At 49.1% G+C, this 14,320-nt stretch carries 11 protein-coding genes; 2 read left to right on the top strand and 9 right to left on the bottom strand.

Annotated features, from left to right (window positions below):
- Positions 1–3 precede the first annotated feature (3 nt).
- From HFD97_RS18430 to HFD97_RS18390, 9 genes are all read right to left on the bottom strand, one after another.
- Positions 4–2,166 (bottom strand): peptidase domain-containing ABC transporter, encoded by a 2,163-nt coding sequence (locus HFD97_RS18430; protein WP_167432352.1) that lies wholly within the window; start codon positions 2,164–2,166, stop codon positions 4–6.
- 24 nt (positions 2,167–2,190) lie between these two features.
- Positions 2,191–3,450, bottom strand: coding sequence for an HlyD family secretion protein (locus HFD97_RS18425; protein WP_167432353.1), 1,260 nt, complete (start codon positions 3,448–3,450; stop codon positions 2,191–2,193).
- 14 nt (positions 3,451–3,464) lie between these two features.
- Complete coding sequence (locus tag HFD97_RS18420) at positions 3,465–4,784, bottom strand: TolC family outer membrane protein (protein WP_167432354.1); 1,320 nt, start codon at positions 4,782–4,784, stop codon at positions 3,465–3,467.
- A gap of 22 nt (positions 4,785–4,806) precedes the next feature.
- Positions 4,807–5,367, bottom strand: a complete 561-nt coding sequence (locus HFD97_RS18415) for a LuxR C-terminal-related transcriptional regulator (protein WP_167432355.1) — start codon at positions 5,365–5,367, stop codon at positions 4,807–4,809.
- An 89-nt stretch (positions 5,368–5,456) separates the two neighbouring features.
- Positions 5,457–6,152, bottom strand: coding sequence for a fimbria/pilus periplasmic chaperone (locus HFD97_RS18410; protein ID WP_244319828.1), 696 nt, complete (start codon positions 6,150–6,152; stop codon positions 5,457–5,459).
- Positions 6,153–6,159: 7 nt separating this feature from the next.
- Positions 6,160–7,503 (bottom strand): fimbrial protein, encoded by a 1,344-nt coding sequence (locus HFD97_RS18405; RefSeq protein WP_167432356.1) that lies wholly within the window; start codon positions 7,501–7,503, stop codon positions 6,160–6,162.
- Between the two features lie 8 nt (positions 7,504–7,511).
- Positions 7,512–10,097 (bottom strand): fimbrial outer membrane usher protein, encoded by a 2,586-nt coding sequence (locus tag HFD97_RS18400; protein WP_167432357.1) that lies wholly within the window; start codon positions 10,095–10,097, stop codon positions 7,512–7,514.
- Complete coding sequence (locus HFD97_RS18395) at positions 10,075–10,872, bottom strand: molecular chaperone (RefSeq protein WP_154929200.1); 798 nt, start codon at positions 10,870–10,872, stop codon at positions 10,075–10,077. The genes HFD97_RS18400 and HFD97_RS18395 overlap by 23 nt, the downstream gene beginning before the upstream one ends.
- A 54-nt stretch (positions 10,873–10,926) precedes the next feature.
- Entirely contained in the window at positions 10,927–11,484 is a 558-nt protein-coding gene (locus tag HFD97_RS18390) for a fimbrial protein (RefSeq protein WP_223812778.1), read from the bottom strand.
- Between the two features lie 1,469 nt (positions 11,485–12,953).
- Between HFD97_RS18390 and HFD97_RS18385 the strand changes: the two genes are divergently transcribed.
- Both HFD97_RS18385 and HFD97_RS18380 read left to right on the top strand, forming a co-directional pair.
- The gene (locus HFD97_RS18385) at positions 12,954–13,544 is read left to right on the top strand and encodes a helix-turn-helix domain-containing protein (RefSeq protein WP_033736875.1); all 591 of its coding nucleotides are present in this window, start codon (positions 12,954–12,956) and stop codon (positions 13,542–13,544) included.
- Between the two features lie 35 nt (positions 13,545–13,579).
- Positions 13,580–14,215, top strand: coding sequence for a LuxR family transcriptional regulator (locus tag HFD97_RS18380; RefSeq protein ID WP_140923721.1), 636 nt, complete (start codon positions 13,580–13,582; stop codon positions 14,213–14,215).
- Positions 14,216–14,320: the final 105 nt, after the last annotated feature.

Raw genomic sequence — 14,320 nt, 5'->3', positions numbered from 1 at the left:
CTGTTAATTTATTTCAAGCGTCACCTGTGAGGCATTCACTAAAGCTGCAAACTCTGCTTTGGTGATTTCGGTCACGCCATGGCGGTTGATTTGGATAATGCGGTCTGCGCTCATGATCGTTTCCGGCCGGTGTGCGATGATGACGCGGGTGATGCTCATGTGCTTTATCGCATCATTGATGGCACTCTCTCTGGCCACATCCAGATGACTGGTGGCCTCATCAAGGATAAGCAGGCGCGGCTGGCGGTAAAGCGCGCGGGCGAGGATGACCCGCTGCACCTGCCCTCCGGAGAGAGACGAACCCATATCGCCCACCATGCTGTTGTAGCCCATAGGCATTGCCATAATGTCGCCATGTATCTGGGCGATACGTGCTGCCCACTCGACCCTGGCTTTATCCAGGCTGGCATCAAAGAAACTGATGTTATCCATGATGGAGCCGGCAAACATCATATCGTTTTGCATCACGCTTCCGATTAGATCGCGGTAATGCGTCATTCCCAGTTTTGTATGGTCGATACCGTTAATGCTGATCATACCGGCGTTCGGTTTGAGCAGTCCGAGCAGCAATTTTGCCAGCGTCGTTTTGCCCTGGCCGGAGGGGCCGATGATGGCGACAGATTCACCGGCCGCAATGCTCAGGCTGAAGTCAGAGAAGATCTCTTCGTCAGTGGCTGAATAACGGAAGGTCATGTCGCTGATATCCAGACGCACCGGCCCTGTTTCTTCCGCCAGCGCGATGTGGCTTTCCATATTCTGCTCTTTCTCCGTCAGGACAATATCGGAGAGACGTTCACCGTGTAAGCGGAGCATTTTGAATTCGATCAGCGCGTTGATCAGGCCCGCAGAGCGAGAGATAAACTGATCGGAGAACGAGATGAACGCCACCAGCATCCCGCTGGTAAAGTTACCGTCCAGTACCTGCGCCGCAGCCAGCCAGATCAGAACAATTTTGCCAACGCCGGAAATTGTCCCCTGCAGCGTGTTGAATCCAATCGAGAGTTTCTGCGTCGTAATCCCTTTGTTTGTCGACTCCACGGTTTCATTGGTATAAGTCGAAACGCGCAGATCCTGCTTATTGTTGAGCTTGATCGCCTGCACGCCACGGATCGATTCAAGCAGCTGTGACTGCACTACGGCGGAGGCCATCAGCTGATTCTCATTCGCCTGGCGAAAGGGTTCGAATGAGATCCAGCGAATCAGTGCATAAAGCAGGAACAGGCCAACGACCACACAGGTCAGGGTGGCGTTATAGGTGAAAATTACGCCGAGGGTGACCAGCGCCATTACCCCGTCAAAAACAGACGAGATAAAACGGCCGGTTAGCGTGCTCTGAATATTGCTGATGGATCCGAAGCGAGAAAGAATGTCGCCAACATGACGTTCTTCAAAGTAACTGAGCGGTAATCCCAGCAGATGGGCGCACAGATTAGATGACCACTGTACGCTCAGCATGCTGGAGAACCAGGTCGTAACCCAGCTTCGCAGTGCTGAAATCAGGTTCTGAAACAGGGTGATGCAGATAAAGGCGACACCGAGCAGCGTCAGCAAATCACGGTCCGCAGAGACCAGCACCTGATCCATCACCCACTGCATGTAAAATGGCGTGATGATGCCAAAAAATTCCAGTGCCAGTGACAGTAAGGCCACCTGCACGAACGCAGAGCCAATTCCGGACACGTTACGGATCAGGCTCAGCATTGAAATCGATTTTTTCTCGTTTTTCTTCTCAAACGTGGCGCCGGGATAAAGTTCCAGCGCGACGCCAGTGAATGAGGCGGAGACTTCATCCATCGGCACTTTACGTATGCCACGCGCCGGGTCATGAATAATGAGCCTGTTTTTAGCGATGCCTTTCAGCACGACAAAGTGGTTCATCTCCCAGTGCAGAACGCAGGGCAGATTCAGTTTATCCAGTTCATCCAGTTCGAGGCGAACCGCACGACAGCCCATGCCCATGCTCTGTGCGAATGACATCACATTCGCCAGCGTGCTGCCTTTAAGGGAGGTCGGGAAGCGCTGGCGCAGCGAGACCATATCGGTGTGATGACCATAATAGCCGGCAATCATGCCGATACAGGTCAGGCCACATTCAGCCGCCTGGGTCTGACGTAAAACGGGCAGTTTCTGGCGAAATGACAAATTCAGTTTGTGAAATAAATCCATAGGTAACCTGATAAGATAATGAAATTATAAGGACGTCATTTTGCCCAATGCGTTTAATGGCTCCAGAACCCACTCATAGAGGCGTCGTTTATCGACGATAAAGTCTGCCTCCAGCGCACTGCCCGCATGCAGGCTGCTCTGCCTGCCGTAGGCCTGCACCGTCTGCTTATCCAGCGCCACTTTCACCTGATACATCGACTCTTTCACCTGACCATCGCCGGTCAGGCTGGCGACTTCCTGCGGTGACAGGGCCGACTTTGAAATTTCCAGCACGGTGCCGTATTGCTGGCCGAACTTCTGCCATGGGAAAGGTTGATAGCGCAGCACGACACGCTGGCCTGGCCGGATAAAGCCGATGGCGCGGCTGCTGAGCATAATCCTTGCCTGCAAACGCGCGTTATCCGGCAGCATCATCGCCACAGTCTGACCCGACGTGATGATCTGTCCCGGTTTGACCAGCACGGCACTGACGGTGCCGTTTTCCGGCGCATGCAGCTCAATCGAACGACGGGATTCGTTTTCCATGATCGACTGCGTGATCCCGGAAAGCTTTTGCTGTAACTCGTTTTTCTGCTGGTTATAAGAGAGGGGTTGCTCACGCAGCTGCTGCCGCGCCTGAGCCAGTTGCTGGCGGATATCAATACGCTGACGTGCGACATCCTGTAAACGCACGCTGGCATCAAGCAACTCATTCTGCTGCTGTTCTACCTGCGTATTGGAGGCGTAGCCCTCTTTGCGCATGGCGCTCATTTTATTGAGTTGTGTTCTGGACAGCTGAATCTGCTGGGTGCGCTGGCGATAAATGGTCTCCAGTTCAGCCGATTGCTGGCCGAGTAAACTGACCTTTTCCTCAAGAGATTTCAGCGTTTCGGTGTGCAGTTGCTCAAGATTGATAAGCTGATTTTTCAGCCCTGCTTGCTGAAACTCCAGCTGGGCCGCAATCGCCTCCCGTGTCTGGCCATAGCGTGTTGAAATTTCTGATGAGACGGTGGCGATCAGGCTGCCCTTTTGCAGGCTCTCACCTTCCCGTGCGGGCAGAGCGATAACCGTGCCGGTGCTCATCGCTGTAATCGTCATCATGCCTTTTTCCGGTACCAGTACACCCTGCGCACTTTCACGTTTGGTGTAAGTGCCAAAGATGCAAAAGGCGATCATGACGGCAACCAGCAGTCCGATCAGCGTGATGACAACCCAGCGGAAAGGGGGGCAATACAACGCAACAGAGCCCAGAACTTTAGTTTTCCTGGCATCCAGCGCTTCCTGGCGAAATAAGTCGTTATTCATCTATTCGATTCCCGTTATGCCGCGCCACAGCTGAAACTTTTCATCGCGGCGTAGTCGAGCGAGCCAGTGGCCGTTTTTAGTTTGACGATTGACTGGATGAGCGCGTTCTGCGCCTGTGCCAGATCCTGCACGGCCTGGAAATAATCCTTTTCTGCATTGAATTCATCGATCAGGGTGCGCTGACCGATTTCCCGGCCATAACGGGTGGCACTCAGGCGTTTGTCTGCTGAGGCGATTGCGCGTTGACAGGCTTTAATCCGGGACTGGCTGTTATGCACACCGGACGCCGCCTGAATGGCCTGCTGTTCCGCTTTGCGTCTGGCATCGGTGATTAGCTCTTTGCTCTGTTCGAAACGGTGCGCCGCTTCCAGACTTTGTGAGACAGGGCCACCCCCGCCAAACAGGGGGATCGAAACATTAACGCTAATCTGGGTGTTATCAGTTTTAGAGGTGGTGCCAAAAAGCGTGTCAAGATAGTTGCCGTTTTCTGCCCGACTCCAGTTCTTGCCGTACCCAGCCTGCAGGGTGACGACCGGCATATGACTGGAGGTGGCGGACAGAATGTCTGTCTCACTGGCTTTGTGCGTCTGAATAGCGGCAAGTACGTCGAGGTTGTTAGCAGCGGCATCGCGTTTCAGTTGTTCAGGAACGAGCCTGTCGGGAAAGCGCACACAGCGCATGCTGCTGTCTGGGATGCTCCGGGGATCCCTGCCAGTAAGCTGACGAAAAGCAAGACTGGCATCGTTCAGATCGTTTTCTGCCACCAGTTCGTCTGCCACGGCTTTATCATAGTTGGCCTGTGCTTCAGCTAAATCGAGCCGGGTGCCGTCGCCTATTTTCAGCGCTTTTTGTGTCTGTTTGAGCCGTGCACTGAAGGCAGCAAGAATGCGATGACTGGTTTCCAGCACGCTGCGTTGATAAAGCACGTCGTAATAAGCCGTGGTGACACTGGCGATCATTTTCTGCTGTGCAATAAGCAGATTGACATCGGCCAGATTGCTAATCACCACGCTTCTGCGCCAGGTGGCATACTTTGCCATATCAAAAACGGGCTGTGTCAGATTGACGCTATAATTGTGGCGGGTGACACCGGCAGAATAGGCCGCATCCGGCTGATCCGTTTTAACCCAGGTACCGTCAATGGAGATTGCCGGCAGTAATCCCGCAAAGCCCTGATATTTTTTCTGCCCGTCGGCATCATGTTCACTGCGGGCAGCGTTCATTTCTGCATTATAACTGTTTGCAGCCATCAGCGACTCCTGAAGTGACAGCGCACCGGCCTGACCGGACAGCAATAATCCTCCCGCCAGCGGGAATAAAAATTTTTTCAGCATGAGATTCCGAAATTAATACGAATTAAAAAAATGCGTTCTGGTGCAGAAAGCGCAATAGCTCTGTTTCATTTCTCAGATGTAGCTTATTCATGGCGTTTCTTTTTTGTGTTGAAATAGTACTCATTGCGCGACATTTTTTAGACGCTATTTCTGACAGCGAATAACCCTCCTGAATCAGATTGATGACCTCCCACTCCTTGGGTGTTAAATCCGTGCACTCCTCCTGAAAATGTTCATGCACAGAGCGGGAAATATAGGTTTCTGCAGACGATGCAGGCATCATGCTTCTGAGTGCGTTAACCAGCTCCTGCGGGGTATCCTGCAGACTGAGCATGATGTTTACACCTGCATCAAGCATCTTTTTCAGCAGCACAGACCGCATGTTCTGAGTAAAACAAACAGTAATGATGTTTTCATTGCCACACAGTACGCTGAGCACCTTTTTGATTTCTGTCTCCCGGAACGATCCATCGAACAGACAGGCGGAATTGATAATAATCACGTCGATGCGATTTTCTTCTGCGGCCTTCAGTAAACTTTTTACATCAGGAAAATGGTGCAGATTAAATTGCGTGTTATTCATTTCCTGCCGGAGGAACGAGGTAATTAAATCGTATGACATATGATACTTATGAAAATAGGTCATGTTTATTGTTTTGTGTGTGGTGTCTTTCACTGGCTGCTCAACTCTCTTTTATAAGGTATATGCTTGCCGTAATCATCGATTACTGTCCAGTTCAGGGTGTGATCGGTACTTATCTCTTTTACCGCAAGGGTGAGAGACGAAAAGGGTGCAATCATCTCTGCTTTCAGTGGTGTTCTCCCGAGCGTGATACTCCCTAATGTCATGTAATAGGGTGTTGGATTTTTCACGGTCAGTTGTGCATGTTTAGTTTGTGTCTGGCCGAGGATAAACCGTAATTTTTCACCGACATCTTCTTCCGGCTCCTTTAAACCGGTCGGGCGGATAAATACTTTTAAACGGATGCGCAGCGGCAAAATTACTTTCTTCTCCAGCGCCGACTTCTGGGCAGTATTTGGTGGAATCTGATAAATGTTCAGCCAGTACAGACGCTCGCGGTCTGCAGGCATCCCTTTGCGGGAAATGAGCATGACACGCAGGTTGCGCGATTCACCGGGGGCCAGTTTAAACAGTGGCGGCACGACGACGAGGGGTGTACTGATGCGATCGGGCGGACTGAGAGGCTCGTCATCATCGCTCCAGACCTGTACCAGTGCCGGGGATCTGACAGAATTCACCACGGTAAGAGACTCCGCCACGCTCTTTTCATTGAACACCAGCCGACTCTGGGTGCTGTTAACTACCGCGCCGGCCGGGCCAGCACTAAGAGTCAGCGCGCTGGCCAATAGCAGGCTACTGCAGACTGACAAGAATCTGTGCCTGCGCATTGACCGATCCTCCCTGTGCGGTTTCTCCCGGAAGTTGCTCAAGGGACGCCGTAAAAACACCGGCATAGGATTTATCGCCTTTAAGCGATAACCCGGTTTTACTCAGCAGTTCCGTAAATCCGTACCAGCCCGCTTCTGAACCTGTGCCCGTTATTGCATTACTGGACAACAGGTTTAACGCCCTGCTTCCAGCATAGATGCGGATGCCAACACCCTCTGCAACGCCTTGTGTGCCGTAGTTATTGTCGAGTAAATGGCTGATGCCTCCGGCACTCGTTTCCAGCCCGAGGGCTTTCGCCTGAGCCAGTGCCGTCGGTTGTGTCACCAGAAAACCCATCGCGACTGGCGGTTTTGAATCGCTGGATTCAGTACCTGAAACGGCCCCTTTTTCGCAATTAATCTCCACGCTGAAGGTATTGCTACTGGTCATGCCATTACGCAAGTCATTGGCGCTGATGGTCGGCAGGGTTACAACCTGGTCAAAATCCCCAAGGAGACAACTCTTTCCCTGTATGACGGTGGTATTACCGCCGCGCATACTCCAGACTGCTGAGGCATACCCAGAGCTGGGTGGATAGGCAACTTCACCTGTTTTATTGGTGGTATTTATCGTGGGTGTTCTGATCGCTATATATCCCTGCGGAACGGTTATTTGCCCGAAAGCATTTCGCGTAGGGAGGCCGAAATCGTCGTCACTTTTGATCAGTTCGAAAGTCGCGCTACTGAACGATGATGCCGGGATATAAATATTTGAACCTACAGTAATGTAGTCATCGGCGGTCAGTTTTCGCTCCTGCCATTCACTCTTGTAATAGAGTCCGGTTTTCAGGTTAGTTATGCGATAGGCGATATGCTGTGCCGGTGTCCGATATCCCCCCTCAACATCACTCACGGCTTTACCACCATATTCTGCCCCATATGAGGCAGCCAGGGCATAAATTTCATACAAGCTGTCCGCGTCGGACAGTGCACATTTATAGACAATCTGATTGGCTTCATAGGGGACATTCAATCCTTTCGTCAGAAATGGCATGTCAGCAGAGGCCAGCACGGTTCCGGCTGGCGCAAGTGAATCCGCGCCAGTTCCGATACTGATTGCCCCAAAGTCAAGCTTCGCACTTATGGCATCCCCTGTGCCCGTACCCCATGACTTTGCGATATAGCCCTGATTCACCACTTCCTGCGGCAGTTCATTAAACCGATCACCTACCTTAAGTATCTTGTAACAAATCGCCTGTGCCACGGGCGTACACACTATAAAAGCGGATGCGAGCAGCCAGATTATGAGGCGGCTATGTGCTGTTTTCATCTTCTTCCTCACTGAATACAGGTGCCGTTTAAATGAACAAAGCTGGCATCAACAATTTTTTTAGAGGGCAGCTGATAGTTGATCCGGCAGGTGTTACTGCTCCCCCAACTGACAAACAACGTGCCAGAGGCGTTGGGAAGACGGGCGTAAATCTGCCCGTTCTGGCCTGCCATCCCAAGGCTGTTGCCCTGTCTGTCTTTAACTTCTGCACCCATCGGAACAGGTGTGCCGTCAGCCTGCGAGGCGAGAATCAGTGCCGGCGTACCCGTGAGGGTCTTAAAGGCTATTTTGGGTACGCCACCATGCACCGGCACCACGCGCACGTTACCGCCTTCGAGTTCAACATCCTGAGAGATTGAGCTGCCGTCGAGGCTGATGGTGTTATAACGGTAGGGAGCCAGCGATGGCATGATGGCGTAGCCAAAGGTATCGATCCTGGCACCCTGACCGTTGTTGATGCGCGCGCCGCTGGCACCTTTGGCTTCAATCAGTGCAAAGGTGTCGCTGGCGTAAGGACCATAGGTGATACCGCCCCCGTGGATGGCCAGCGTGCCCGATGTGCCCAGTCCAAGCTGGTGATAATCATCACTGCGGGCATAAGAGGCGCGAATGGCACCCAGGCGTGTCCGTTCCTGTACGTTCGTTCCCCAGCGCATCGCATGGCTTTTTCCCTGAGATACATCACGGTATTTGTCGTAACTGGAATAGAGGGCGTAAGTAAAATCGCTCTCCTGGCCCGCGGAACCCGACAGGGTGGTCATTGCCGATGAAGTCGTTTTATCTCTGGTCATATCCAGAGAGACGGTGGAACGGCTATCACGCCAGTCCAGCGGAAGGGAAAAACCCAATGAGATGACGTTTTCTGTGTATTTCTGATAGCGGTTAGCATCGTAATCGCTGTCGTAAACGCTATAGACGTCTTTGCTGTTCCAGCTGGAGCGTTGCCGGCTGAGGTTAAGGTTGTAACTTACTTTCTTCCACATATTGTTGTATGAAAGCTGCATCTCTGAGATACGTGAGCGATTGTGATAGTAGTCAGTGCTGCTGCCGCTCAAAGACAGGGTACCGTAGTCACCCATGTATTGACTTACCGTCGCAGAGAAGCGATTTCGCTGTCTGAGCGTATCGGAGTAGTAGTCCGCCCCACCATTCTGCTGACGACGAACGCCCAGTACATCTTCCAGATCGCGATAACCGGAAGTCGAGTAACGATAGGCTGCCAGCACCAGGTTCGTTCTGGTGGGGAAACTCTTGCTGTACGATGCCTCTGCACGCCAGCCGCTTCTGGTGATGTCGTTTTCTACCCTCGCATGTGACCAGGTGGTGTTGAGTGACAGCGCGCCAACTGGAGAGGCGTAGACGCCACCAGCCAGTAAAGCCTGATATCCATTTGCGAAGCGCGCCCCGGTATTGGTGGTAAGACTGTTACTGAGACCATACTGTAAAACGGCCTCAGTAAAGGTGTTCTGGACGGAGTAAAAGTTCCTCACCTTCCCGGCGGCAAACTGATAACTCAGATTACCCGGCCGCATTGAGCTCGGCACCGCGGCATAAGGCACAGTGAAAAAGGATGATTTGCCGTCAGCCTCGACGATCTGTACTTTCAGGTCGCCCTGACTCTTGGTGTTATATAAGTCGTCAATAATAAATGGGCCTGGCGGGACCTGAGTTTCATAGATTACGTTACCGGCCTGGCTTATCAGCACACGGGCGTTGCTGGTAGCGACGCCCCGGACTTCCGGCGCATATCCGCGACGTGCCTGAGGCCACATACGCTGGTCGGTCGCGATCTTCACGCCGTTGAAGGACATTGAACCAAACATCGTGCTGTCAGTGTAGGCATCACCGACCACCAGTTCGCTGGAAAGAGAGGGCAGGGGACGCTGTACCCAGGTGCGTACAGCATTCCATTTGTACTGATCGGTGCTGACGCTGCTGTTCATATAGCGGAGATTGGCCTGATGACGTAACTGCCACATGCCCAGGTTACCCCCTGCGTTGATCATGCTCCAGAGATAGCTGGAGTGCGTGTCGCGCAAAATATTGCGGGTAAAGCTGGAGCTATGACGCAAAAAAAGCAATGGAGCTCCCGCATTCCATTCAGAGGTCGGGATGTAATCGCGTGGCTGGCGGTTCAGCAGAATCTGTGGGATCAGAAAATTAAGTGTCAGCGTGGACTGGCGGATATTCCAGTTACCCTGACTGCTGATCTCTGACAGAAACAGACACTGCGATTCAGCCGCTTCTTTCAGGCCGGTCTTCAGCTGCAACAGTTTGACCATGTCGGCATCAATACAGGGTTGCGCACTTTTATCGGCGACATCCTTCCTGCGAAAATTCACCGCCACCTGACTTTTTATTATTATGCCATTCAGGCTGATATCCAGAAGCTGTTGACCTTCAGGAATAGTGATCTGTTTTTCGTTAAATTGCTTAAGGTCTACGCCTTCCTCAAAACCGGACCCTGCCAGCAAACGACTATCAAAATGGTATTCTTCGGCATGAGCAGTCTGTGTCAATAAAGCCGCTTTCACAACGCAACTGATTATAGCCAGACGAGGATCTGTTTTTTTATTTTTGAATTGGAAACTCATATGTCACCGTTGCCCCATAATCATTCACTAAGCCTATTTCTATTCCCTGGGCGCTTTTTGTTAATTTCTGTTCTGTTAATGGCACATCAACAGATGAAAACGGCGCGATCATCGGTGCAGTCTCTTTTGCGACTCTGTTTCTGACAACGACTTTGGTTAGTGAAACATAATAGGGTGAACTATTGGTGATGCGTACGCTGGGCGACGATACGTTACTGAATGTTAAATATTCAGAAATGTGATGGGTGCTGATTTTAAGGCCTTTTGGGCGGTAAAACAGTTTCAGTCTGTTCTTTAATAACAACATCATCTGATTGCCTTTGTCACCAGAAACATTGCCTGGTGGGACCTGAAGAAAATTAAAATAAAAAACGGATTCACGATCCTGGGGTAATGAATTTGCACCCGTGAAGAAAATGCGCAGCACCTGACCATCTTTAGCGGCAATTCTGAATGTCGGTGGGGTGACGATGAACGGCGCTTTGCCGGTGGCTGGCGTAGATTCTTCGTCACCATTGTCCAACCATGCCTGGATTACGTACGGGAAAGCATCATTATTTTTCAGTTTAACATCGACCGATTTTTCGTCAGAGGGATAAATAATGCGAGATCCCGTCATAACAACGCTGGCGAATGCTGGCGGGTAAATAACAAGAGACAGAAGGAGTAATAGAATGGTACGCAATGATGAGTGAGTGATAAGCAATCGAGGCATAATAACCATCCGTTGAAATTTTACTACCAGACCCTGGATAAAGTAAGTCAGGCCATCCATGGCCTGATTAAATCCACTTATAGATTAAAAATATTTCGCATCCATGCTGATTTTTTATTTGTAGATGATGGCGTATTGCATTGTGGCTTCCACCGCACCGGCAACTGCGTCCTTTTCAACGGCGACATATTGCGCAGTATAGGTTGCAGAGGCATTTTTTACTCCGGCAGCAAGAGTCAGATGACCCTGACCGGTAAAAGTACCCTCACCAAATGGAATAATTTTATTTTCTTTATTACTCACAATCTGAATTTCTACATTTTCCGCAGCACCTTCGGTTGCCAGGTTACCCAGATTACCCGCCTTAGTGACATTATTACCGCTAAGCTGGGTAGAGATTGTTGTGGCATCAGTATCACTTCCTGTACAGCCAGTAACACCAATTTCAAACGTTGTCTTACCCGCGACATTACCATTTGATAACGCAGAGGTGCTGATAGTTGGCAGGAGCACCAGAGGTTTAGCGGTGTTACCATTGACTGTCACGGTACAGGTTTCTCCTGTGACCAATCCCTGGAACGTAATAGTATTGTTGGAGACCGCAAATGCCTGAGAAGCTAACAGTGCAGATACTACAGATGCGGTTAAAAAGGCGATTTTTTTCATGTTCAAATTCCCTATTGAAAGTTGGACTGCGTTGACGTGCTACAGACAGGACAAATAATCTTGTCCGACCACTTAAAGGTTAAGCCCGGAGGCAATCTGTTGCTTCTGAAGTAATCTTAATAAAGCTTAATTTAACTTCAGCGTGGCTGTATCATTCCCAAATGAGAAGGGTGCTGACATTCAGGGTTAATATTTTTGCCTTTTGTTAATAGGTGAAGATAATGTTAATTTGTATACATTTATACAGAGACGGCCTATTAAGCCATGTTTTCTGTGACCAGGGTGCGATAAAAACCTTCTGTAACAACATTTACCCTCTCAGGTACGTTAGCGCATCGGGACTTTCAACCCGATGGGGTGCTTTAACGCCTTTCCACACTATTTTTTAATCTGTCACGCTGTAGGTTTTATTTTTTACAGAGTTAACTATCAGTCACCTTCTCGGTCCTTCTGAATTCGTTGCAAAGACCAGTTAATGGATAATCTTCATTATTCGGCAGCACATTGCGTACTGCATGCTGAATCAATCTGCTCATCGCCTTTTCGTACAATAAAGCGGTGGAATCAGATGTGAAGTGAGAAAATTAAGGCGAGTAATGTTAAACGTCATCTCATAAGAGCACTGCTCAGAACTCACAAGAGATTAACTTTTAACGCGAAACAGTGATGCCGATAGGCAGTCTATTGTGTCAGGGATTCACTTTCTCTCCCTGCAGGTACGCCTGTTAATATCCGGTTCAGGGCAATGAGACTAGCGGCGCCAGCTCTGCTTTAAAGGTGCTGGCTTCTGAGATCGCTGCTGGAATCAGGCTACTGGAATCAGCCATAACATTATCATTTGTGCTGAGAAGTGAAACGCACCGAAAAGAGATTCTGAGTGCATTGGATTTTAAAACTGAAAATCAAATATAAATCAGAACATAAATCTAAATGCATGGCGTTTTTTAATTTAAATCTCCTAATTGACATCGTTATGGTTTAATCATTTCCAGGGAGTGATGTTGAGTATTTTTAATTTTCCAGGAGAATTAACAATGATGCCAATGTGATTCTGACCTTTTCATTTATCGGCTTTCTTTATTGAAGTGCATACATTCATGTTAATACTGTATCTGTTTCTTAACATGAAACTTCAAATGAATATGTTGGGTTCTCTTTTATAGAAAAAAGTTATAACAGTTTCAGTAAGTCACGGCATGATGGGTTAATATGCTAATTGAGTGACTTTAAAGCGGTGTAATGTATGGTTGCTACGCCACTGTTTGGCGAAGTACTCTCCCTTTTCGCATGTTTATGGTGTTGAGTTTCACAGTTCCTGTTTTACTATAGTCAAGCCAATTACGTATTTTATCCGATATCAGAAGTGTGAACTGGAAGATTGTCGTACACCAGGCGAAAAAGAAGATTATAAAAACCAGCTTTACTAATTTTGCTACTAATCACTAACCTGTGTTAGTTAGATTGAGTTGATTATTATGTATAGAGTGACTGAAAATCATGAACGAATCATTGATGCACTAGCAGGATATACGCAGGTGGCTAATCCGGATGAGATCTCGCGCGGAAAACGCCGTTACCACCTGACGAAAGATAATGTGCGTCGGGTTATGTTTATTCTTGATGGCGATTTTTTGCTCAAGCTCAAAAGTGAAAATAAAGTGCTTAATATTGTCTCTGCTCCTTTTGTTGTTGGTGTCACACCGGCACTGGATGAGCCACCGGTTTATCTGGAGAGAATAGATTACGGCAAAGTCAGTTTCATTGATTATGATGTGTTCTGGCGGCTGATTTTTGAGAAAGATCTTTTCAACGATGCCATGTCCGTTCTTTCAGGACAGTATTCAGATCTGATGGACTACATCCAGCTGCCTAAGAGCAACTCTTACGATGAGGTTATTTCTTTAATCGGACGCTGGGAAAAACTACCGGCTCATCTGAAGAAACGTTTCTCTGCCCTGTATCTGATTGAAAATAGTTCGCACCTTTCCAAAAGTTCAATTTGCAGAGTACTTAAAGAGCTTAAAGAGAAAGGCGAGCTTGTGCTGGTTAACGGGAAGTTTACCTGAATTTATGGAGGTTTTTGAGATGCCTGAGGAGAAAAATGGATCTTAAAGTCATTTGTACAGAAGAGAATTATTTCTTCAGGATAGGCATCTCAAAAGTGATTGAGGGCGCATTGTTAACTGAAGCTAATGTGGAGTTTTTGTCGGGTTTTGACAGCCACAATCTCAGGCAGGCTGATTTTATCCTGATCAATGTTTCGCAATGGCGTTTATATATGTGTCAACCTGCGTACCGGGATCGGAAGCCCGGTAGCATTATCATGGTTTTTGTTAATCAGACTGACGATATTATGACAGAGCAGCTTCCGGTCTGTTATCGCTCTCTGGTTGTTATTTCACGACTTGATTCTGTTCGTACGATATCTCAGAAAGTCATCTGTTCCTGGCTGGCCTTTCAGGACAGGATGCACGCTTTTTTGCCAGCGGATTGTCTGCATTGTGAGTTCGCTCGCATCACAGTGGTACAGTTACAGGTGCTCAGCCTTTTAAAAAAAGGTTACAGCGTCAGACAGACGGCGAAGCGTCTGGATCTGTCAGAAAAAACCATCTATGCGCACAAATATAACGTGATGCGAAAATTCGCCTTGCGGGGTGATATGGAATTTAACGCATTTATTAACGATCTCTCTCTTCTGGAGCTTTACAGAGGAGTCATAAACTCTGTTGAGGTTTAATTGTTCCGGATCGTTTGACGGGTAGCAGGGCAGACGATTCTCTGCTGCCGCAGGGTCACAGTAAATGACTGACGACAGGGCAGCTGTCAATCTGAGTGCCACCCT

The sequence above is a fragment of the Pantoea sp. EKM103V genome (assembly GCF_011800365.1).
GTDB classification, from domain to species: Bacteria; Pseudomonadota; Gammaproteobacteria; order Enterobacterales; family Enterobacteriaceae; genus Pantoea; species Pantoea anthophila.
The sequence above is the reverse complement of the archived record's forward strand: the minus strand, read 5'-3'. Positions and strand labels throughout refer to the sequence as shown.